Origin of the sequence: Ligilactobacillus saerimneri (genome assembly GCF_036689625.1) — a bacterium.
Taxonomy (GTDB): Bacteria; Bacillota; Bacilli; order Lactobacillales; family Lactobacillaceae; genus Ligilactobacillus; species Ligilactobacillus saerimneri.
In genome coordinates, this window is the sequence record NZ_CP144759.1 from 1,146,441 (window position 1) to 1,168,461 (window position 22,021).

Consider the following 22,021-nt stretch of genomic DNA (forward strand, 5'->3'; position numbering starts at 1 on the left):
TTTCCTTTCTTATTTTAAATCTTCTTTCTTTAAAACATCACTATAATAATACTGTGCTCCCCATTTAAAGCGTAAATGGCGAAGGCTATCGCCACCCCATTGGAATGAATATAGATCTTGCGCTAATTGGGCATAGTCAATTTTAATCATGCCTTTTTTAGCTTTCAAAATTTTTACCAGTCGTACTAGCGCATTCATTAGAAATTGTAAATTTGGAGCAGCTAAAACTCGGGCAACCTGTCGATCCACCCCAGCACGTTCATCCCTATCCTGGCGCAGTATTGCCAAGGCTTCCAACAATTCTATGCCTCCATCTTTCTTGCTAGCAGAAACCATTAATAAGTTTCCTCGATAATCACTTTGTCCTTGTTGATGTAACGCATATAATCGCAGAGTTTGATAAATTGCTTGTAATTCATAATTGTAGTCATTATCGATCCATTCTGCACTCAAATACGGCATCATCAACGGCCATATACGTTGTGCATAACGATCATCGATTGTTTTAGTAGCTCTTAAAGCTGCCATATTGCCTGGGGACCCAGCTCCATTATTGAATAAATTATCAATAATATTTTGGGTTGCGTTTTGTATTCGTCTTGCCATTACTCGTCCTCCTTAAAGCATTTTGCCAGTCGCATACGAAATGAAGCAATTGCAGTAAAAATATTTACTGGCTCTTGCTTATCATTATCTTGCATTGGGGTCCCACGAAAATCACGTGGAGTTGCAACCGATTCAATATCCTCTGCTAATGATATATACACAATTTGTTGCAACTTTCTCTTCCATTCTCGCTGTTTCAAATCGCGATCATCATTCACACGGAGACTCGCTAACCACTCTTTGAACGGTACAGTTAGTCGCTCATAAAATCTGGCTTGAATATGGTTAGCAAACTCTGCTCCATCAGCTAAATCACGAATATCTGCAATTTGTCGTGCTAGTATCCAATAATTTTTTCCCACACTTTGTGTTACTTCTATAACATTTTCGATTCGCTCAGGCCAACGTTTTATCATTTCCTTATCAAAAATAACTTCACGATTTAATGCAAAATCATCCGTAAATTCAGCTGCTGGTGACTGCGAAGTTGCATTTCCATCGCTAATCAAAACTGCAGTAGCTAACGTAATTAGTTTATCGTGGTTACCGTTAGTTACTCCCTCAAGCCAATTTACTATTTCAGGCGAGTTAACACTTCCGGTTGTTCGTATATACTGACCAAAATTCCTCCACATTGCTTGCCCAAGTTGTCCCAAATTACGTGTTGCTGGCCGAATGTCATTAGTTTTTTTATCGACTCTTTTCCATGTCGTCATTGGTTCGATTCGCGCATTTATAGCGTTCGGCATTGGAAGTCCTGCACTGAAAATTATCGGTTCATCATCCACCCATTCAATATGTAGAATTCTTGACCAAATTGTATATAATTGCGCAATATTATCTGGGACATTTGCTTTTTGAATCTCACTAACGTATGCTTCAATATTTTCAAATTCCCAAACCGGCTTTTGAATTGGCGACCATAACTCATAATCCTCAAATAAAACCAGATTATATAATAATGTTTCAAATAAATTATCCCCAACAACGTAAACAGGATTGAGCTTATATAACCAACCAGGTGAGATAGAAAACTTTTCCTTACTAATAGTTTTTGTCTTATCAGTCACGCCAGTAAAACTTTGGTAAGTTATTATCCAGCGAACAAGTTCGTCTAACGTTAGCCTATTTTTAGATAGCTTCGACTTTGTCGCAAAAACAGCTGCCGAATTGTTACTTTCTGATATCAAGCGATTTATCTGCTTCACTGCTACAGTTCCTGTACGCTTCCTGATACTATTTTCATTAACTGCTTTTTTAGGTTCGACTAACTTGTTATAGTTTTCACGCGTAACTTGGTAGAATGGTTTTTTTCCAAAAAAATCAAATTTATCGGCTACGGCATCTAAATAATGTGCAACAGCTGGAGTAAAAATGCCCTTTGCAAATAAAGCATGCCATGTTTCTAAGGCATCTTCTTCAGAAAAATCTTCACAGAAATCTTCTGCATCAACCACACGAAAATTATTATCTAGCTCCAGCCCGTCATACGGTTGATCGTTTCCATCAACCCGCGAATAGACGGTTGTTAAAATAGCTAGTAAAAATCTTAATATCGCTAGGTCTTGACTACGTGTATCGCCAGCTAACTGCCGATAATTCTGGGCGTTGGCGAAAAGTTCTTTTAAAGATACCATTGTTTCTTCGTTAGTAGTTGTTTCAAGCACCCTAATCCACGGCTCACTGACTAAATTGAAACTCTTTTTCACCTATATAACCTCCTTTTAATACAAACATCTTAACTAAATGATATCACGTTGCAATGAAAGCGCTAACATTTATCTGCAAAAACTATCCCAAAGATAACATTTTTTTGCATTTATCAAGTCCGATTTATATCCCCTTATTTTGCTAATTCATCTTGTAAACTAATGAGGAACTTTTCTATATTAATTATCTAGATATGATGAATTATCATTTTTATACTTTTTCCTCACCAACTACAACATAATATAAACATAACAAATTCAACAAAAAAATTGAAAAAGATAAAAATCCCTTGCTATATTCCCCTATTAATTATATAGGGACTACCCATCTACTAAAAACATAACAAAGGATCACCCTTACATAAGTAAGGACTACATCTTTATTTTAGTTAATGAATCTTCCATTTGCAATTACAACCCCACACATCACCCCTTTATTAATTACATATCCAACTTAGTACTGCTAATTCTATCTCAGTTGTGTTTTACCATTTTTTGATCACTTTTTCTTTTATCCTGAAATAGCAAATGAAAACGCCGGTATGACGGGCTTTTTAGCACCCACCAATACCGGCAAAAACATAAAATATGGAGATGGCGGGAGTCGAACCCGCGTCCAAGCATATCGCCACCTAAACCTCTACGTTCATAGTCATGTTATTTAAATTTCGCTAGCAGCTCCGCCACACAACCCGGCTAACACTACTAACTATCCTGATGATCTCTTTTTGCTACTGCAGGTGGAAGTAAGCAAAAGTAGTCCACTTAGTATAAAACCCAGCACCACAACATGGACGATCGTGGGTGGATTTACGCTAAGCTGTTTTTAGGCAGCTACTGCGTAAGAGTAGTTATTATTTTTTGCAGTTATATTTAACTGAGCGTTTTAAGGTAGTCGCAACCTACCAAACGCAATTTAGGCTCGACCTATACCTGTCGAATCCATAACATCCCCGTAATGCTACTAATTATAGCATAGATAATTAATAGCACCAAAAAATTTACTCAGTATACAATAACTGGTTCATTCTGAACTAAATTCCCATAAGCCTTAGCCATCTCAGCTGGTTGGGTATTGGCACAACCACCTGAACCATGATTCAAATATGCTTTAGGTGACCAATCTTTCCGCCAACCAGCATCATGAAACCCGCAACCACTGTCCGTAAACTGTGCCCAGTAACTTACTTTCTGCTCATACTTTCCACGGTTTGCAGCATAACCCCGCAGAACTGACGGCGATTGCTTATACATAATGTAGTACACGCCTGTTGGCGTATCCTCATGCGTTGCCTGATTTCCCGTTACTACCCGGAAACTCTGTACCATCTGTCCATCCCGGTACAGCCAAGCACGTTGTTCAGCAATCGAGATCACTGCATAGGTCTTACCAAGTCCATTATTATCTAAACCATAGCCCAAGCCACCAGTATTATATCCTAAACCATAAATATCTTGCCGACCGTCTACTTGTTTTTTCCCAGTTAATAGTACTTGAGAAAGAGTCTTACGTGCCTTTGTGGTGCTCAACTCCCACCCATAGGACTCATTTTGAACGGCTATAGTGCTTCCACCAGGAGTAGTGAAATCATAGCGCTTATGCAGAGTTCCCTGCTCATTATTAATCTTGGTAATGAGCTTACGTAGCGGGGCATCATCATAATCATACTTACCATCATGATAAGTAACCTTGCTAAATGCATCCGCCACTGTGATAGTGTGCTTCTTATCCACAACTGTATATTCAACTTGGCGATCGACCAATCTATCCAGCTTACGTTGTTGCCTTTTAACAGTTGCACTTGTTGCCGTTACAGGTTGCACGATTTTCTTTTTAAGTCTAATCGTTGCTTGATATTGTTGGTGATCATACTCCTGCATGATCTTAGCAACGTTATACTGGTTACCCTTTCGCGCAGGAACAACCGTCACTTTATTATTTACTAATTGAGCATATGCATCTTGGGCCGGAGTTCGTTTTTGATTTAGTTGCTCCAATTTTGTTTGTAGAGCTTGGCGTAAAACATTCTCCCGGTAACTATTCTTTTGTTGTGGTTGGAGGTGGTAATTATGGTTTACCTTATGGGGAAAGAAGCTATATTGTTGTTGCATAATTTTCTCTAGTGCTGGCAAATCTGCCTGTGAAATATGCGCACTTGTCGTTTTCCCAGTCACTATGAGGGTCTGACCTACGTAGACTTGATTACTCCACTGTACCTTTTTCAAACGTGCCAATGCCTCATCTGCAGTTAGCCCCCCAACGTCGATCCCATTGATCTTGACGCTACGGTTGAAATGTGTACGTTGGTGGCGGTTCATCACAAAACCCCCGATGCCGATAACAATAATCACTAATGCTACCAGCAATACCCATATGTTACTCCGTGTCTGTTTACGATGTGTTCGCTTCATACTAAAATCATTCCTTTTTATCGGCACTTATCTCAATAAGATGCCATTTGGTCCATCGTCTTGTTCAGTAACTGATCAACAAAAACATTTCCACTGTTATTTGCATGTCCTTTAGTCCATGACCACTGCAAGTGGGTAAATTGTGGTAATAGTTGACTGACAATTACCCACAAAGGCTGGTTTAGAACTGGCGTACCATCGCTCTTGCGCCAACCGTGTCGTTGCCAACTTTGTAGCCAGCCCTTTTCAATAGCGTTTAGCACATAGCGTGAATCTAACACCAAGGTGATCGGGGCATCTTTTTGCCCCAATTCTAATAACCTAGTCAGGGCAGCTACCAGCGCCATAATCTCCATCCGATTATTGGTACTCCCATATTCACCCCCAGTATCACTAACATGCTGACCATCAGGGAGAATGATCAGGTATGCCCAGGCAGCCTTATCATCTGCCTTGACGTGCTGCCCCTTTACGTTTCCATGGTTCCGTGAACCACCATCAGTATATACGAACACCTCTCCGGGGCGCTTAGCTGGCACTGCCGGTTGCTTCTTAGATGGCGTTGGTTCCTCTGGCGAAGCGCCATTAAGCCAGGCTTCTGCTGCAGCTCTACTGCTAAAACTCTTGTAGCTAGCTTTAGGAAAGCCGCTAACCATCGCTTGGCATTCAGGCCAAGTCAAATATATCCCTGGCTTCCGCCCACGAGCAACCGCATAGAATTTTCGGGCCATCATTCCACCTCATTTCTTTAAATTTATTATACTAAAAAAATCCCCACTAACCAATGCGGGGACTTTAGTATCTAGTAGTGATAATCATTCTACAGCTACTTCCTGATGTAAATCGTGAATAACTTTTTCTAAATGCGATAATGGCTGCTCTAGAGTCAGGTAATAGAAGCTTTGCAGTCCATTTTTCTTAAACGAAACCAAATTAGCTTCGCGAAGAATCTTTAAATGGTGCGACACTGCTGGCTGTGTAATTGACATTTGCCGTGTGATTTCTGTCACTGTCATTCCATCATCCATATGGTGGAAAAGCAGAATAATAATTCGTTGGCGGTTGCGGTCAGCTAGAGCATTAATAATATCAAAGTTATCAACAAAGTTGTTCAATGCTTCATCCCTGGTAATGCTTGCATTAACTGTAGGCATAGTAACACACTCCTTTCGAATATTATCCTTACACCCTAACTGAAATGTATCATTAAAAGCAATGAATATCAAATATAATGAATTATTCCCTAAATATACAAGTATAATGAAAAAAACATGCTAGTAGCCCCTGCTAATACAAATAAGTGCCACAACACATGACTATACCGCCCCCACTTGCGACTATATATCCAAGCACCAACTGTATACAAGATACCCCCACTAACTAGTAACAATAATCCAGTCATGCCCAAAGATTGGAACAACTGGCGTCCACCACATAGGCACAGCCACCCCATTCCAATATAAATTAATGTCTCGATTGCTTGTGACCGGTTGTTACCAATAATATGGTAAAGAGCACCACCAATCCCCAAGCTCCAAATCATGATCAAAATGACGATCCCTTTCAGCCCCGGGATAGCAAGCAAACAATACGGTGTATAGGTTCCAACAATTAATAAGTAGATGCTACAATGATCCAAGATCTGAAAAAATCGTGCTGCCCGCGTAAAGTACAAGCTGTGAAATAGCGTTGAAAATAAAAACAATAAAATTAACGTTACCCCATAAATAGCAAAAACAGTTGCTTGTAGGGGCGCATGATTGCCAGCCGCTTTAATTTCCAAAAGTACTAAAGCAGCAATCGCCAATGCCACTCCTACTCCATGGGTAATGGCACTCCAAACTTCATTGATAATTTGCTCGCGTTTTGTTAGCATCCTATCTCCCTCTTTATTTTTTGAGTTTATTATATCTAGTTTTAAAATCTAGTTCAAGGGAACTTTAATATAATAAACTTTTACTCTCAATTAAGGTGGTATAATATTAACTAAGAATATCGGAGGTAAAGATCATGCCTGAAACCAATATTACAACTATCTTGACTGAACTTAAGAAACATCAATTGCCATTGTGGCACGAATTCCCAGATTTTAATTTGTATATGGATCAATTAGTCAGTCTCAGCAATCGTTATATTGAGCCTTTGACTGGAAATAAAATCACCCCCTCGATGGTTAATAGCTATGTAAAAAAGAAGATTATGTCTAAACCCCTCAAAAAGAAATACCAAGCTGAACATATGGCGGAATTGCTAGTGATCAGTTTGCTCAAAACAGTATATGCTCTTGATACGGTCCGAACAGGTCTTCAATTTACCAAGGCTAAGTACGGCAGTGCAATTGCATATGATCACTTTGCTAATTATTTTAATGAGCTCCTTTCAACGATCACTATTGTCGATGGTGACATCAGCAACATTTCTCCTAAGGACTCCATTCCCGTTGTAGAACAATTCGCGATCCAAGCTGTTTTATACAAAAAAATTAGTGAGAAGCTTATTAGCGACCTTCCCCAAGGATAGCCGTATATGCAAAACGAGGCTAGAAGAAAGCAAAACTTTCTTCTAGCCTCGTTTTTATTCATTAAATAGCTCACAGATACCAGAGAAATAACTGCAAGTCCAAACCATAAATACGAGCAAAAGTTATTCCTACTCATATTTTTCTATATTAATTGGCCAACGTAATAGTGAATTGCCATCGTGATAATCCCGATCACAATATTTCTGAGCATAGCGCGGAACATATTGGCTTTTCCCAACTTAGCACTGATTAACCCGGTCAAAGCTACTGATACTACTACAGCCAAGATAGTTGTTTGCCACCGTAAATTTGCCGGAGCATAAAGCATTGCTGCCAGGGGAAAAATTCCGCCCAGCGCTGCTGAAAACAGTGATGAGAAAGCAGCAGCCCACGGGCTTAAATACTGGTCTAACTCAAACCCATTTCTAACGTTGACCATTACTGCTAAGGCGCGATCACTTGCCAATAACTCATCAGCAATTGCTACTGCCGTATGGTGACTAACTCCTTTGTCCACATAATATTCAACCAGTTCCGTATGTTCTTGAGTAGGATCATTCTGCAAACGGAGTCTTTCTTCAGCCACCGCCACTTTTTCAGTATCACGCTGCACACTAACCGAAGCATATTCCCCAGCTGCCATTGATAAGGCACACGCTACCAAAGCAGATAAGCCTGCCAGCAGAATCGTAAATCTATCAGTTGTTGCAGCTGCGACTGAGAATAACACTCCCACCACGGATAAGATCCCGTCATTTGAACCAAGCACTCCCGCCCGAAGCGCGTTCATCTCTTCTTCCATTGTCTTTTCCGCATCTTTTTTCATGTTAATCCTCCTAGCTGCTAGAACATTCTACCCAAAAAGTAGGTCACAAACATCGTTAACATTCCTGATACCACGTTGCGGATCGTTCCGTGTAACTTACTGGAATGGCTCAAAACAGCGGCAAAATAACCAGTCAAAATTAGAGCAATAACCACTGCTACCATCGTTCCTAAAATCCGATATGTAGTTGGAATAATCAAAATGGCCAATAATGGCAAGGCCGCCCCAGTTGGAAATGCGATCATTGATGCTAATGCAGCTGCATAAGCACTGATTTTCTTTTCTAAGTCAAAACCATATTTCTCGCGTACAATTGTTTTCAGAGGCGTCTTGGCTAACATCTCTGCCACTGCCGCCTCCGCCAAATGAGAACTGATCCCCGTTTGTAACAATTTATCTTTTAAAAATTGTTCTTGGCCAGAAAAATCTGTATCTAGTGCATGTTGCTCTCGCGCAACAGCTGCAATTTGTGCATCACGTTGCGAGTGTACCGACACATATTCTCCCATCGCCATCGAAATTGATCCAGCTAACATGCCAGCAAGACCAGAGATCAAGATTCCCCATTTACTGATACTGGCTCCGGCAACCCCTAAAACAATTCCGGCAACAGAGATAATGCCATCATTGGCCCCCATCACAGCAGCTCGAAGAACATTAATTTTTTCTGCTAAAGTGCTTTTCTCTTTGCCCATACATCCCGCTCCTTAATTTATAAAAAATATAATCTACTACAAATTATAAATTAATCATTGATAATTACAAGAGCAAATTAAAAAAGAGTCGTTTAAAAACGACTCTTTTAGCAACTGCTAGCAATAATTATTTAACTGATGGTGTACCTAACCAGCCAATAATTTCCTTGACAGTATCAACGATTGCTTGCTTACCTGGTGCAAGTAACTTACGTGGATCGTAACCCTTGCCTTCTTGGTCCTTGCCAGCTTCGATGTACTTACGAGTTGCTGCAGCAAATGCCAATTGGTTTTCAGTGTTGATGTTAACCTTGGAAACACCAAGCTTGATTGCCTTTTCGATTTGTTCTTGTGGAATACCAGAACCACCGTGCAATACTAATGGAGTGTCGATTGCTTCAGCGATTTCTTGTAAGCGGTCAAAGTGCAGACCCTTCCAGTTTTCTGGGTATGGACCGTGGATGTTACCGATACCGCAAGCCAAGTAGTCAACGCCTAAAGCAGCGATTTGCTTAGCTTCTTCAACGCTAGCTAATTCACCTTCACCAACAACACCGTCTTCTTCACCACCGATTGAACCAACTTCGGCTTCAACAGAAATGCCCTTAGCATGTGCTAACTTAACAATTTCTGCAGTCTTTTCCAAGTTTTCTTCGAATGGCAAGTCGTGGCCGTCGAACATAACTGAAGAATAGCCTGCTTCGATACATGCCTTAGCTGCTTCGTAGTTACCGTGGTCTAAGTGCATGATAACTGGAACAGTGATCCCCATGATGCGGATTTGTTCTTCAACTAAAGTCTTAACAAACTTGTAGTCACCCATGTACTTAGCAGCACCCATTGATACTTGGATCAATACAGGTGTGTTAGTTTCTTGGGCAGCTTGAAGAATAGCTTGAGTCCATTCCAAGTTGTTAGTGTTGAATGCACCAACTGCGTAGTGACCTTCACGAGCAGCTTGGTAAATAGCATTACCGTTTACGAATACTGACATAAAACAGCCTCCTAAAAAATTCACATCTAAACTTACTCTAATGAGTACATGTTCATTCTACCACAATTGTTTTGAAAATAGAGAATAATTTACAAAAGATGCTTACAAACAACTAAATTTATCCGCTTTTATCAGGTTTATTAAGCAATATGATTTTCGCGAAGAATCTTTTCAACGATTTCATCCATTTCCGACGTTCGTTTCCAGCGTTCAAAATGATCCAGATTTTCATCCGGCATGAAAAAGTTTTCATTAATATACCGCTCATATGTTATCACATTTTGTGATCGGGGAATATTCAACTGGAGGATCCGAACTTGCTTGATGTATCCGCGAGCAGCTGCTAGCTCAGCCCGCCCATTTTGAACCATATTCGAAACTTCATAGTACTTTTCTCCGTCGTTAAGGGTTATTTCCTCAATTAGGGTCAAAATTTCATGACTCTTTAGTTTCTTTTCACTCTGCATTATCTAACCTCTTCTCAGCATTTATCTGCATCTATTATACCTATTTTGATAACAAACCAAAATCATCCCAAAAAAGAAAACCACTGTACAAGTACAGTGGTTGGCATAAGAGAGAAAGAGAATTGATTCGTAAAGAGAGTAACCATCACGGCTATCCCTCCTACGCTTTATACTATACCCCTTAAAGAAAGCGCTGTCAATATAATAAACATAAATTTATATTATTCTCCTGAAATAATTCCTGGTACAATAAATGTATGATTATTCACTAGGGAGCAGTTTTTATGATTAACAAAAAACAATTCAAGTTCAGTCTCTGTGTGGGGATCTTTGCCACTATTATTTATGCAATCAAGTTATTATTTAAACATAAATCTGTTTTCAGCCCTTTGATGACCCTAATGCTCCAAACTGGCTACTGGTATATTATTCCCGTATATTTATTAGTCATCTTTTTCTTAGACAGTTCCATTTGCTATCTCTGTTTACGGGTCCTAAACTTTGGGATTAACATCTTACGTGAACGTTACGAATAGTTGAATATAAAAAGGAAGTTGAGTCATCAACTTCCTTTTTTGCTTATTCAACTGTAACACTCTTGGCTAAGTTACGTGGCTTATCTACATCATAGCCTCGGTTCTTACTTGTATAGTATGCCAGCAACTGTGCTGGAACGATAGAAACTAATGGTGTCAACAATGGGTGCACATCTTCTAAGACAATTTGATCACCTGGTTGGGCTAATTCACCCGCTACAATGGTAATTACATTAGCTCCCCGAGCAATCACTTCTTGGACATTACTCCGAGTATGAGCAGCAGTTGCTTTATTTGTGATAATTGCAATCACCGGAGTACCTTCTTCAATCAACGCAATTGTCCCATGCTTTAATTCCCCTGAAGCAAAGCCTTCTGTTTGCACATAAGAAACTTCCTTCAACTTCAAAGCAGCTTCAATGGCCACATCATAGTCAATTGCCCGACCAATATAGAAGGCATTTCTAGTCGTAGCTAAGTAGTCGGCAGCCAACTTTTCCACTTGATGCTTTTGGTCAACAGCTGTTTGCATAGCATTAGCCACTTTAGTCAGTTCGCTCTTTACATCAAAACTAGCGGCTGTTTCTAATCCCTGGTATTCAGCTAAAGCCTTAGTCAAGATTGCTTCCACAGCAATCTGCGCTGTATAAGCCTTAGTTGAAGCTACGGCAATTTCTGGACCAGCATACAATAATAATGTATGGCTAGCTTCGCGTGAAAGAGTGGAGTTTGGCACATTAGTAATGGTCAAACTTGGGTAGCCCCACTTATTAACTTGCTTTAAAACTTCCCGGCTGTCTGCTGTTTCCCCACTTTGCGTTAAAAAGATAAAGAATGGTTTAGGAGCCAGTAATGGTGGATTATATGCGAATTCTGAAGCAACGTGAACTTCTGTTGGGATCCGGGTAATCTTTTCGAATAATTCCTTACCAACTAGCCCAGCATGATAACTAGTCCCAGCAGCTACGATGTATAAACGATCAGCTGCGGTTATTTCTGCCAGCAATTTTTCGTCAATCTGCACGTTTCCTGCTTCATCAAAATATTCAGCCTGTAACTTATGCATTACTGCTGGTTGCTCATCAATTTCTTTCAACATATAGAATTCATAAGCACCCTTATCAGAAGCAGAAGCGTCTTCATCCACATGGAATTGGTTACGTTCTACTGACTTATCATTTTCGTCTTCAATCTTGATTTTAGAAGCAGTGATTTCAACTACATCCCCGTCTTCTAGTTCAATAAAGTCATGGGTTACATTAAGCATTGCCATTGCATCACTGCAAACCACATTAAAGCCTTCGCCAATCCCAATCAAGAGTGGACTCTTCTTTTTAGCCACAAAAATTTTGCCTGGTTCTTCCCGATCCATCAAGACAAAAGCATATGATGAAGAATCATCAAGCAGGCTGATTGCCTTCTTGAAAGCAGCCTTGGCGTTAAGGTGGTCTTTCTTAGCCAAGTAACCGATCAATTGAACAACGACTTCGGTATCTGTTTCACTCTTAAAGTCAACATCTTGGAGGTATTCTTCACGCAACTGTTTGAAGTTCCCGATCACCCCGTTGTGAACCAGATAGAAGCGCTTATCCGCTGAAAAATGAGGATGGGCATTATCCTTATTAGGAATCCCATGAGTAGCCCACCGCGTGTGTCCGATCCCGGCTAACCCGTGCACTTCAGGACCAATTTCTGCCCGCAAATCGGCAATTTTACCTTTTTCTTTAATTAAGTAGTCAGCGCCTTGTTCATCACTGACATAGATTCCTGCTGAATCATAGCCCCGGTATTCTAGCTTTTCTAAACCATGGAGTAAAATTTCCACAGTATCTTCTCTACCTGTAACTCCTACAATTCCACACATATCTTATCTTTTCCTTTTCTATATATTAACCATATTCAAAATTGGTCTAGTTCAATACAAGCGATAATTACCCGCTTGCGACCCCAATAATATACAATTTATAGATATCCATGTCAACCTTTTTAAAGATTGGTCTAGATTATTGGTCTAGTTTTTTCATCGTATACAAAAAGACTGGATGGAAACTTTGTTCTCACCCAGTCCAATAATCATTCTAAATAAATTTATTTAACGCCCATTTCACGTTCAACAACGGCTACAATTTCACTGACATAGTCGTGAACCAATTCTGGAGTTTTAGCTTCTGCCATGACCCGAAGCAAGTCTTGTGTCCCACTAGGACGCACCAAGACCCGACCTTCACCGGCCATCCGCTTTTCGACATCAGCAATAACATCTTTGATCGCTTGATTGTCCAAAGCGGCCTTCTTGTCAGTCACCTTAACATTAATTAATTCCTGAGGATATGTTGGCACTTCAGCAGCCAGTTCTGAAAGTGGCTTACCAGTCTGCTTAATGACATTGAGCAATTGCAATGCTGTCAGCATTCCGTCCCCAGTTGTATTGAAGTCTAAAAAGACCACGTGACCAGATTGTTCGCCCCCAACGTTGTAACCACTCTTACGCATTTCTTCCACAACATACCGGTCACCAACTTTAGTCTTAACCGAGTGTAATCCATGCTCTTCCATGGCTTTGTACAATCCTAGGTTGGACATCACAGTTGTTACAATTGTATCCTTTTTCAGACGGCCACGTTCACTCATGTACTTCCCACAGATGTACATAATCTTGTCACCATCGATGATATTGCCCTTTTCATCCACGGCAATGCACCGGTCACCATCACCATCAAACGCCACCCCAACTTGGGCTTCAGTTTCTAAGACAAATTTAGCCAGTGCTTCCGGGTGGGTTGAACCAACCCCCTTATTGATATTCAAACCGTCAGGGTTAACCGCCATTGTTTCAAAGTCAGCATTGAGGTCAGCAAACAAACGTGAAACTAAGGCAGACGTAGACCCGTTGGCCCCATCAACCGCAATCCGCATGCCTTCTAAATCATCAGGAATCGTTTGTTCTAAGAATTGTGTATATTTAAGAGCCCCTTCACGATAATCATTGAGAACCCCTAAACCTTCAGCTTGTGGCCGTGGTAAGTCATCGGTTTCCTTTTCCAAGAGGGCTTCGATTTCTTCTTCTTGGTCATCTGACAGCTTATAGCCATCGCCCCCGAAAAACTTGATTCCGTTGTCTTCAGCAGGGTTGTGGGAAGCTGAAATCATAATTCCGGCATCAGCATCTTGCAACCGAACCAGATAAGCCACACTAGGAGTCGTAATCACCCCTAATGAAAAGACTTCAATCCCCACAGAAAGCAAGCCTGAAATTAGTGCTTGTTCTAACATTTGTCCAGAAATCCGGGTATCACGGGCTACTAAAACACGAGGTGCACGCTTATCATCCTTAGCGTGCTGAGTCAAAACATAACCCCCACACCGACCTAAACGAAAGGCCAATTCCGGTGTTAACGTCTTATTGGCAATCCCTCTGACACCATCTGTACCAAAATACTTCATAACTCATTTACTCCTTAAAATTCAATTATCATTACTAGTGCTACCAGATGTACCACTAGTCGTTGTATCTTCTGTTGCTGAACTACTGCCACTATCTTTGGCGCTACTATTGGCTTTATCGGCAGAAGTTGTAGCTGCCACGATATCGCTACCACTATCACTGACACTAATTTTAACAGAAATGCTCCCAGGTTCAACTGTCGTTATCCCATCTTTTCTTGGATCCAGCTGAACTGTCTGCGTAACTGTATGACTAATACCATTGATTGAAACAGGCACCTCAAGTACATCAATCTTTTGCAGGGCCGCTTTGGTTCCATGTAGTGTAACCTTTGTCGTCGCTGAAGTTAAGTCATATTGTTTACCAGCAATTCCCTGGCCACTAGTAACCAGTTTAATATTTACTTCCTTGGTGCTAGTTGCGCGATAAACCTGTACCGTCACTCGTGCAGTTTCAGGCGCAATGTTGACGTTTAAGGTCTTACCATTCGCGTCTAAGGCCCGCAGCATGACGCTCCGTGAGTAGTTATCTTTGAGCCCACTTGGCAAGGCTACATCGGCAACAATGCTGTCAATCCGGTTCACATCACTAACTGCCCCAGTCACCTGAGCTACTTGCGTATTAGCGTATGCCTTGCTGACTGCATACCCCTTAGCGATCTGATCATCATCGTAGCGAACTTGGATTGGCAGAGTAACCGACTTGCGTTTACGAATATTAAAAGTTACTTCTTCAGGAATCACTTTAACATTGAGTTCCTGGTTTAAACCAGAAGTCTTCAACTTAACCGTATGTCTCCCAATCCCTAAGTCATTCAAGTCAGCATAGACATCAAAATTACGGGTGTTTTGAACTGTCTTGACCATAGCAGCTGGCCCAGTAATCTTGACCTTAACTTTTTCTGGATAGTCACTAACAAAATATTTGTCGCTATCGAGATTGACTTTGAGATCTGTCGTCAATGTAACTGATTTAGTTGACATCAGCATCCCATCGGTTCCCGTCCCGGTATTGTTAGCATCTCTGGTCGAACTCAAGTGACCGAAATTAACATATACAAATAGCAAGATCGCGAAAATCAAGGCAACAATCCGATAAAAGAGCCGGGTGTTAAAAATACTCATACGGTGTTTCATCGTCTGCGCCCTCCTTTGAATACCCCTTCAATAAAGCTGGTCAAACCGTTACTATTCCGCTCATCCTCTTTAGGAATAAGCTCATTTTTGAGGAGTTTAAGATAATCATTCCGGGTCAAATCCCGTAGTAATTCGCTATTCTTGGTAATCGTAACTCCCCCAGTTTCTTCCGAAACCACAATTGTCAACGCATCCGTCACTTCACTAATTCCGACGGCTGCTCGGTGCCTAGTTCCCAATTCTTTGGGAATCAAGTTACTTTCGGATAAAGGTAGGTATGCAGCTGCAACCGCAATCTTGTTATCCTTGATAATAACCGCCCCGTCATGTAATGGTGTATTCGGAATGAAAGTATTAATCAACAGCGCACCTGAAATATCAGCATCTAACCGAATTCCAGTTTCGATATATTCATCTAAGCCCGTATTAATTTGAATGGTGATCAAAGCCCCGATCCGCCGCTTCGACATATATTGAATTGCCTGGTCCAAAGCGTCAACCATATGAACTTCAACGGCATTCCCCCGGCGGGATTTAACAAAAAGTGAGCCCCGTCCGAGATGTTCCAACCCGCGCCGAATTTCAGGCTGGAAAATAACGATGATTGCAATAATCCCCCAGTTGATTATCTGGTCCATAATCCACGAAACCGTTTCTAAGTTAAAATACCAGGCAATCAATTTGATTACTAAAATAACCACAACACCCTTAAAGAGTTGGACAGCTTTGGTCCCGCGTAGGAGCATCATCAGTTTGTAAATGACGTACCACACGACCATGATGTCCACTAAATTGACTAGGGTATGCCAATTTAAAATGCTGTTCCAATCAATAGCCATGACCTTCCCTCCAATTTTATCTTTCATCATTATAGCACGGAACATGACAGCCTATATGACAATCTCAAAAATCCCGCTAAAACCAAGCTAATTATGGTAACTAATCTAAAAATTCTGCTACAATGATCATAATAAGTCTTGCTAATGAGGTGGTATTTATGAAGCAGACTAGTCAATGGTTAGTAAGAACGATCTTTGTTGTTTACATGATTTACATTTACTTTTTTGTTTATCGGGTCAACTCGTTTTATAGCTTCTTATTGCTCAATACTTTTCTGGCATATATTCCTATTGAGTTAGCTATGCACATGCATAGCAAACAAAACCGCTGGGTATTCTGGCTGTTCTTTTTGGTATGGGCGCTCTTTTATCCCAACGCACCGTACTTGTTAACTGACCTCTACCACCTTGCCCGAGTCAATCCATACGACCCGCAGACTAATTTGATGATGTTCCACTTTGATCTATGGAAAAACTTTGCTGACCTGGTTTTAGCAGCTCTCGGCTGTACCCTGATGGGGATGTGGAGCCTTGATTATGTTGCCCACCTCGTTGCCATCCGTTTACATCAGCCTAGTCGTTTGTTTTGTTACAGCTTGGTAGCTATTTTCAATTTTTTCTCTGCCATTGGGGTCTTCATCGGACGTTTTCTTCGCCTCCATTCCATTTATCTGATTTTTGAACCACAATGGGCTCTCCAAAAAATTGCGCAAATGTGGGATCTAAAGGCATTAATTTTCATCGTAAGTTTCTTTATTATCCAAATGGCTGTTTGGATTTGTATGGAAATTTATCGGCATTCGTTACAACAATTCAATTAATAATAAAAGGCGTGCTCACTTCAGAACACGCCTTTTATTATTTATCGCTCCCAATAATGCGAACTTCGGTTTCCAAATCAACATCAAATTTTTCTTTGATCACCGCTTGGATATGGTGAATAACGTCAATATAGTCTTGGCCCGTAGCTCCAGCTACATTCACGATAAAGCCTGCATGCTTAGTCGACACTTGGGCCCCGCCAATTTGAAAGCCCTGCAACCCAGCATCATGGATCAATTTTCCGGTATAATGTCCCACTGGTCGTTTAAAAACGCTCCCGCAAGAAGGATATTCCAACGGTTGTTTAGATGCCCGCAAGAAGTTCAACCGATCCATTTCCGCCCGAATATCTTCTTTACAACCAGGACTTAACTTAAAAGTAGCTGCCAAAACGATGTCATTTTCTTCTTGAATCCGCGAATGCCGGTACCCAAAATCAAGTTCTTCATTTCGATAAGTTACTACTTTGCCTGCTGGTGTCAAGGCAGTTACAGTTGCGACCACCTCTTTGATCTCACCACCGTAAGCCCCAGCATTCATAAAGACGGCACCTCCGACACTCCCCGGAATACCGGCTGCAAATTCCAAACCGGTCAGTCCAGCACGGTAAGCTAGTTCGGTAGTCGCAATTATAGATGCTCCTGCTTGGGCAGTAACAATATCTCCTTGGACCGTAATCTGGTTCATCTCCGTCAAAATCAAAACTAAACCACGAATCCCACCATCACGGACGATTAAATTGCTGGCATTTCCCAGGATCGTCAGTGGTAAATTCGCCTCGTTCGCCATTGCTAATAGTTGCTTAACTTCTGCTACACTCTTAGGAAAAGCCAAATAATCAGCTGGCCCACCCGTTTTAGTATTAGTATATTTCGACAGTAATTCGTCTTGTTTGATATCAATTGTTTTAATTAACTCATTGTAAATTACTTCAGCTTGCTTCATTATTACTTAATTCCTCATCATATCGATCTTATGCATGATCAATTTTAGCACAGTACCGTTATCTTATCACATCTATGTCTGCTTGCGCTTAAATCTTTACAGTTCTTTAGTTATTGTTTCCATGTTATTATATAAACAATATTGTCAGAAAGGAAGAACGCCATGAACTTTATTGCCTTAGACTTTGAAACTGCTAACCCTAAGCGCAATAGCCCCTGTTCTATTGCATTAACAATTGTCCGCAATAGTCAAATTGTCGATCAATTTTATTCACTAATCAAACCCCAGGGGGATTTTTTCTGGCGCAATACCCGCGTTCACGGGATCACTGCCGCCGATGTTGCTAAGGCACCATCATTTGTAGAATTGTGGCCCCACATTCAGGGACTATTTACACCAGATAATTTAATCGTTGCCCATAATGCTCCCTTTGATGTCAGTGTCCTTAAAGCCACGACTAACCTCTACAATATTCCTGAACCGCATTTTCTTACCTTGGATACCGTCAAGACTAGTAAATTCTTTTTCCCTGACTTACCCAACCACAAACTGCCTACGATCACAAAGCAATTAAGCATCGAGCTTACTAACCACCACAATGCCCTGGACGACTGTCACGCTTGTGCTGCCATCCTGCTCTACCAGGCCCAACACTTTGATCCTCAAATTATTCAAAACTTTATCAAGCCTGCCTAGTAGCTACACCACACATAAACGACTGAGAGGGGGCTGGGAATTAACTATTAATTCTTGGTTCTCTAACAGTAAAATCCGGACTACGATTTTTGATCGATTCAAAAATCGTAGTCCGGATTTTAAATTATTTATAAAATTAGTCGCCAATCGACTAATTGATTGACCAAATTTCGTTAGATTTAATGCCATCAAGGCTAGCCCAATGTCATTTTCCACAGCCCGTTGTCCGCGTAGATGAGTTCGGCGTATGCCAAAATCCCTCTTCATGTGACCAAAGACTGGCTCAACGTCGAACTTTCGTCGACGATAAATTGCCTTGCCTTCGTCACTTGAGAGGGTTGCTTTTACTTTAGCCTTGTAATAATTCCACGTTAGGTTAACCTGCATATAGCGTTGCCGACCACTTGGTGTTTTTGCCAACTCATCCAATTGTTCTGACAGTTGGTGCTTATCCGCTCGATAGAGTTTGAAATCACGTTCGAAACCATATTTATCGGTTCGCCTACTATACCGATAAAAGCTAAAGCGAACTCCTAAATGATCGATGTAGTAATCATCTTCGGCATTATACTGCCAATTTTGTGATTTAGTTGGATCGTTTTTAAATTTATGTTTCTGTTCCTTTTGATAAGTTGTGTATGGAATAACAGGCTGCTTTTCAAACTGATCAAGAATCATTGTGTAATTGTACTCACTACCATAACCGGCATCGGCAACGATATGCTTAAAGAAATCTAAAGCATGAAACTGTGTAAGGAATGGCACTAAGGTCCTGGTGTCAGTTGGATTTGAAAAGAGCCCGTAATCAAGGACAAATTGCTTATGTGTAGCGATTTGCAGGTTATAGCCGGGCTTTAACTCCCGATTCATCATCGGATCTTCCTTCATACACATAAAAGTCGCATCATGATCAGTCTTGGAATAGCTATTACGACCTTGGAAGATATCTTCGGCACGTTCATACTTTTTGGCACGCGGAATTAGGTCGTTGCTTAATTGATGGCGAAGTTTTTTTAGAAAACGACGGCGCCGTTTTCTAACTGAACCACCTTTGATGATTTTTGGTTCTTGCTTAATCTCTTCATCTAACTTAGTGATTTTCTCCGCAAGTTCTTGTTCCATTACTTCCATGCCTTCGGCAGAAGTAACCAGCTCGGGTGCCATTTCTTGCACCACTTGTTTTTCTACTAGTTCCTCATAAAGCTTACTCGTCTTTTCTCTTAACTTAGCGTGATACTTTTCAACCGTCCGCCGCCAAGTAAATGAATATTTATTGGCATCGGCTTCCACCTTGGTCCCATCGATAAAAACTGCATCATTTTGAATTAGTCCGTGATCTTTCAAAGCCATGGTAAAGTAGACAAAGGCATGTTTAATTAGCTTACTAGCGTGCTGACTGCGTCGAAAGTTATTGATGGTATGGTAGCTATAAGTATAATCATGGGCTAACCAACGCATTGGCAAGTTCTCATCCAACATCATTTCAATCTTTCTTCCAGAATAAGTTTGACGTGAGTAGGCAAACAAGAGAATCTTAAGCATAATTGCTGGATGTGATGAAGGGCGACCAGTAGCCGCTCCCGAATCTTCTAATAGCACATCTTGTGGAATCGAGTCGACAAAATCACTAATTAATCGTGCAACATGATTCCGTGGTAAATCATAGTTATAGTTTAGTACGAATTCGGTTTGCCCTATGGTATAATTTTGATACATGAAAATCGCTCCCTTTGGTTGTTTTTAGGGGTAATTACATCATATCAGGAACGATTTCCTGTGTACATAAAAACCGGATGATGAATTGTTCAAAAAATTCATCATCCGGTTTTTATTTTGGACTAGGAGTTTTTTCCCAGCCTCTCTTTTTTAATTCGTATACAATTGTTGTGCTAACTGGTCTACCAGAGTAGCATACCTATCCCCATGTGGAACAAAAATGATCTTGCGCCGGTCAAAATCATCGTCATCTTTTTGGAGATGAATCATCAAAAAATCCTGGGGGAGATCTTCAGCAACAAACTGTGACCATTCAACTAAAGAAACCCCTGATCCGTTAAAGTATTCCTGCAATCCCAAATCAGCACCGCCAACCCCTTCAAGCCGGTAGACATCCATATGGTACAACGGTAACCGTCCTTGATGATATTCCTTGATCAAGTTAAACGTTGGGCTCTTAACATTGCGGTGAATACCTAAACCAGCTGCTACTCCCTTTGTAAAAGTCGTCTTGCCCGCACCTAAGTCTCCATCCAGCAAGATCACATCACCAGCTTGAAGTAAGGGGGCTAACGCAGCTCCTACTGCTTGGGTACCTGCTGCATCCGTAGTCGTATATTCCATTCGTCACGCTCCCTTTATATCTACATCAATGACTGGGCAGCCGTCAAAATTGCTACCTTGTAGACATCCTCTGTGCTTGCTCCTCGGGAAAGATCAGATACTGGTTTAGCCATTCCCTGCAAAATTGGTCCAATGGCTTCAAATCCCCCTAAGCGCTGAGCAATCTTATAACCAATGTTACCCGACTGTAATTCGGGGAAAATAAATACATTAGCATGTCCTGCAACCGTTGAACCTGGTGCCTTCCGTTCACCCACACTTGGGACAAAGGCAGCATCAAACTGTAATTCACCGTCGATTTGTAGTTCAGGATCCATTTCTTGAGCCAACTTGGTTGCTTCTTGAACTTTAGTTACCATTGGTGCTTGCGCTGAACCTTTGGTTGAAAAACTCAACATTGCCACGCGAGGTTCCATCCCAAACAACTTTGCAGTTGCAGCACTTTGGAGGGCTATTTCAGCTAGTTCCTGGGCATTGGGATCAACGTTAATCGCCGCATCCCCCATGATGTATTTTTCTTGTTCATCGTTACGCATCATCAAGAACGAAGAGCTAATCCGACTTGCCCCTGGCTGCGTCTTGATAATCTGCAAAGCTGGACGAACAGTATCACCAGTGGAATGAACAGCGCCAGAAACTAAGCCATCAGCTTGCCCCATGTACACCAGCATCGTCCCAAAGTAGGTTTCATCCCGTAAAATTTTCTCTGCTTCAGCAGGCGTATTCTTGCCCTTCCGTCGCTCAACAAAAGCCGTTACCATTGCTTGATAAGCTTCTTCTGGATAAGTCTGTGGATCAATAATCTCACTTTGCTCTAAACCTGGCAGAGCTAGTTTTTCTGCCGCAGCAGTAATTGCAGCCTTGTTGCCCAACAACATCGGACGGACCAAACCGTCGGCTGCCAAGCGCAAAGCAGCCGCTAACACCCGGGGTTCTGTTCCTTCCGGAAATACGATCCGTGGCTGCACTGGTTTAATCTTCGCTTTTAAAGTATCAAAAAGTTTCATTGTTTTATCTCCTTGAATAAAAATA

The 22,021-nt window shown here is 41.1% G+C and carries 22 protein-coding genes and 1 other RNA gene; 4 read left to right on the forward strand and 19 right to left on the reverse strand.

Annotated elements, in window-relative coordinates:
- Positions 1–9: 9 nt before the first annotated feature.
- The 7 genes from casB to trhA all read right to left on the reverse strand — a co-directional run bounded on the left by casB (position 10) and on the right by trhA (position 6,603).
- The gene (gene casB / locus V3C97_RS05565; protein ID WP_338433963.1) at positions 10–606 is read right to left on the reverse strand and encodes a type I-E CRISPR-associated protein Cse2/CasB; all 597 of its coding nucleotides are present in this window, start codon (positions 604–606) and stop codon (positions 10–12) included.
- Positions 606–2,315: a type I-E CRISPR-associated protein Cse1/CasA gene (locus V3C97_RS05570; protein ID WP_338433964.1), complete on the reverse strand. Its 1,710-nt coding sequence runs from the start codon at positions 2,313–2,315 to the stop codon at positions 606–608. Before V3C97_RS05570 ends, casB begins: the two co-directional genes overlap by 1 nt.
- Before the next feature lie 586 nt (positions 2,316–2,901).
- Positions 2,902–3,270, reverse strand: a transfer-messenger RNA (tmRNA) gene (gene ssrA, locus V3C97_RS05575).
- A gap of 50 nt (positions 3,271–3,320) precedes the next feature.
- Positions 3,321–4,727, reverse strand: a complete 1,407-nt coding sequence (locus V3C97_RS05580; RefSeq protein ID WP_338433965.1) for a L,D-transpeptidase family protein — start codon at positions 4,725–4,727, stop codon at positions 3,321–3,323.
- Between the two features lie 32 nt (positions 4,728–4,759).
- Positions 4,760–5,458 carry a ribonuclease H family protein gene (locus V3C97_RS05585; protein ID WP_338434551.1) on the reverse strand — a complete coding sequence of 233 codons (699 nt, stop codon included), beginning with the start codon at positions 5,456–5,458 and terminating at the stop codon, positions 4,760–4,762.
- Positions 5,459–5,542: 84 nt separating this feature from the next.
- Entirely contained in the window at positions 5,543–5,881 is a 339-nt protein-coding gene (locus V3C97_RS05590) for a metalloregulator ArsR/SmtB family transcription factor (RefSeq protein ID WP_338433966.1), read from the reverse strand.
- An 89-nt stretch (positions 5,882–5,970) separates the two neighbouring features.
- Positions 5,971–6,603, reverse strand: a complete 633-nt coding sequence (gene trhA, locus V3C97_RS05595; protein ID WP_338433967.1) for a PAQR family membrane homeostasis protein TrhA — start codon at positions 6,601–6,603, stop codon at positions 5,971–5,973.
- Between the two features lie 134 nt (positions 6,604–6,737).
- Between trhA and V3C97_RS05600 the strand changes: the two genes are divergently transcribed.
- Positions 6,738–7,247 carry a DUF1836 domain-containing protein gene (locus V3C97_RS05600; protein WP_338433968.1) on the forward strand — a complete coding sequence of 170 codons (510 nt, stop codon included), beginning with the start codon at positions 6,738–6,740 and terminating at the stop codon, positions 7,245–7,247.
- Between the two features lie 143 nt (positions 7,248–7,390).
- Here the strand turns inward: V3C97_RS05600 and V3C97_RS05605 are convergent, their stop codons facing one another.
- The 4 genes from V3C97_RS05605 to V3C97_RS05620 all read right to left on the reverse strand — a co-directional run bounded on the left by V3C97_RS05605 (position 7,391) and on the right by V3C97_RS05620 (position 10,230).
- The gene (locus V3C97_RS05605) at positions 7,391–8,074 is read right to left on the reverse strand and encodes a VIT1/CCC1 transporter family protein (RefSeq protein WP_009550721.1); all 684 of its coding nucleotides are present in this window, start codon (positions 8,072–8,074) and stop codon (positions 7,391–7,393) included.
- Positions 8,075–8,091: 17 nt separating this feature from the next.
- A complete protein-coding gene (locus tag V3C97_RS05610) occupies positions 8,092–8,769 on the reverse strand; it encodes a VIT1/CCC1 transporter family protein (RefSeq protein WP_009550722.1) in 678 nt (225 codons plus the stop codon).
- A 127-nt stretch (positions 8,770–8,896) separates the two neighbouring features.
- Positions 8,897–9,763 (reverse strand): class II fructose-1,6-bisphosphate aldolase, encoded by an 867-nt coding sequence (gene fba, locus V3C97_RS05615; protein ID WP_216543428.1) that lies wholly within the window; start codon positions 9,761–9,763, stop codon positions 8,897–8,899.
- Between the two features lie 140 nt (positions 9,764–9,903).
- Positions 9,904–10,230, reverse strand: coding sequence for a hypothetical protein (locus V3C97_RS05620; protein ID WP_009550726.1), 327 nt, complete (start codon positions 10,228–10,230; stop codon positions 9,904–9,906).
- A gap of 284 nt (positions 10,231–10,514) precedes the next feature.
- Between V3C97_RS05620 and V3C97_RS05625 the strand changes: the two genes are divergently transcribed.
- Positions 10,515–10,766 carry a hypothetical protein gene (locus V3C97_RS05625; protein ID WP_009550728.1) on the forward strand — a complete coding sequence of 84 codons (252 nt, stop codon included), beginning with the start codon at positions 10,515–10,517 and terminating at the stop codon, positions 10,764–10,766.
- A 43-nt stretch (positions 10,767–10,809) separates the two neighbouring features.
- On the opposite strand, the gene glmS is transcribed toward V3C97_RS05625, so the two are convergent.
- The 4 genes from glmS to cdaA form a co-directional block, all read right to left on the reverse strand.
- Positions 10,810–12,630 carry a glutamine--fructose-6-phosphate transaminase (isomerizing) gene (gene glmS, locus V3C97_RS05630; protein ID WP_338433969.1) on the reverse strand — a complete coding sequence of 607 codons (1,821 nt, stop codon included), beginning with the start codon at positions 12,628–12,630 and terminating at the stop codon, positions 10,810–10,812.
- 224 nt (positions 12,631–12,854) lie between these two features.
- Complete coding sequence (gene glmM / locus V3C97_RS05635) at positions 12,855–14,210, reverse strand: phosphoglucosamine mutase (protein ID WP_268888996.1); 1,356 nt, start codon at positions 14,208–14,210, stop codon at positions 12,855–12,857.
- Between the two features lie 21 nt (positions 14,211–14,231).
- Positions 14,232–15,347, reverse strand: a complete 1,116-nt coding sequence (locus V3C97_RS05640; RefSeq protein WP_338433970.1) for a CdaR family protein — start codon at positions 15,345–15,347, stop codon at positions 14,232–14,234.
- Complete coding sequence (gene cdaA / locus V3C97_RS05645) at positions 15,344–16,186, reverse strand: diadenylate cyclase CdaA (RefSeq protein WP_338433971.1); 843 nt, start codon at positions 16,184–16,186, stop codon at positions 15,344–15,346. The genes V3C97_RS05640 and cdaA overlap by 4 nt, the downstream gene beginning before the upstream one ends.
- Before the next feature lie 158 nt (positions 16,187–16,344).
- Here cdaA and V3C97_RS05650 point away from each other — a divergent pair, with 158 nt between their 5' ends.
- Positions 16,345–17,007, forward strand: coding sequence for a DUF1361 domain-containing protein (locus V3C97_RS05650; protein ID WP_009550738.1), 663 nt, complete (start codon positions 16,345–16,347; stop codon positions 17,005–17,007).
- 37 nt (positions 17,008–17,044) lie between these two features.
- Here the strand turns inward: V3C97_RS05650 and murB are convergent, their stop codons facing one another.
- Entirely contained in the window at positions 17,045–17,953 is a 909-nt protein-coding gene (murB, locus tag V3C97_RS05655; RefSeq protein WP_338433972.1) for a UDP-N-acetylmuramate dehydrogenase, read from the reverse strand.
- Between the two features lie 162 nt (positions 17,954–18,115).
- Here murB and V3C97_RS05660 point away from each other — a divergent pair, with 162 nt between their 5' ends.
- Entirely contained in the window at positions 18,116–18,649 is a 534-nt protein-coding gene (locus V3C97_RS05660) for a 3'-5' exonuclease (RefSeq protein ID WP_338433973.1), read from the forward strand.
- A gap of 3 nt (positions 18,650–18,652) precedes the next feature.
- Here the strand turns inward: V3C97_RS05660 and V3C97_RS05665 are convergent, their stop codons facing one another.
- From V3C97_RS05665 to pta, 3 genes are all read right to left on the reverse strand, one after another.
- Positions 18,653–20,365: an IS1182 family transposase gene (locus V3C97_RS05665; protein ID WP_338433974.1), complete on the reverse strand. Its 1,713-nt coding sequence runs from the start codon at positions 20,363–20,365 to the stop codon at positions 18,653–18,655.
- A gap of 150 nt (positions 20,366–20,515) precedes the next feature.
- Positions 20,516–20,989, reverse strand: coding sequence for a tRNA (adenosine(37)-N6)-threonylcarbamoyltransferase complex ATPase subunit type 1 TsaE (gene tsaE, locus V3C97_RS05670; RefSeq protein WP_338433975.1), 474 nt, complete (start codon positions 20,987–20,989; stop codon positions 20,516–20,518).
- Between the two features lie 20 nt (positions 20,990–21,009).
- The gene (pta, locus tag V3C97_RS05675; RefSeq protein ID WP_268888993.1) at positions 21,010–21,996 is read right to left on the reverse strand and encodes a phosphate acetyltransferase; all 987 of its coding nucleotides are present in this window, start codon (positions 21,994–21,996) and stop codon (positions 21,010–21,012) included.
- Between the last annotated feature and the right edge of the window lie 25 nt (positions 21,997–22,021).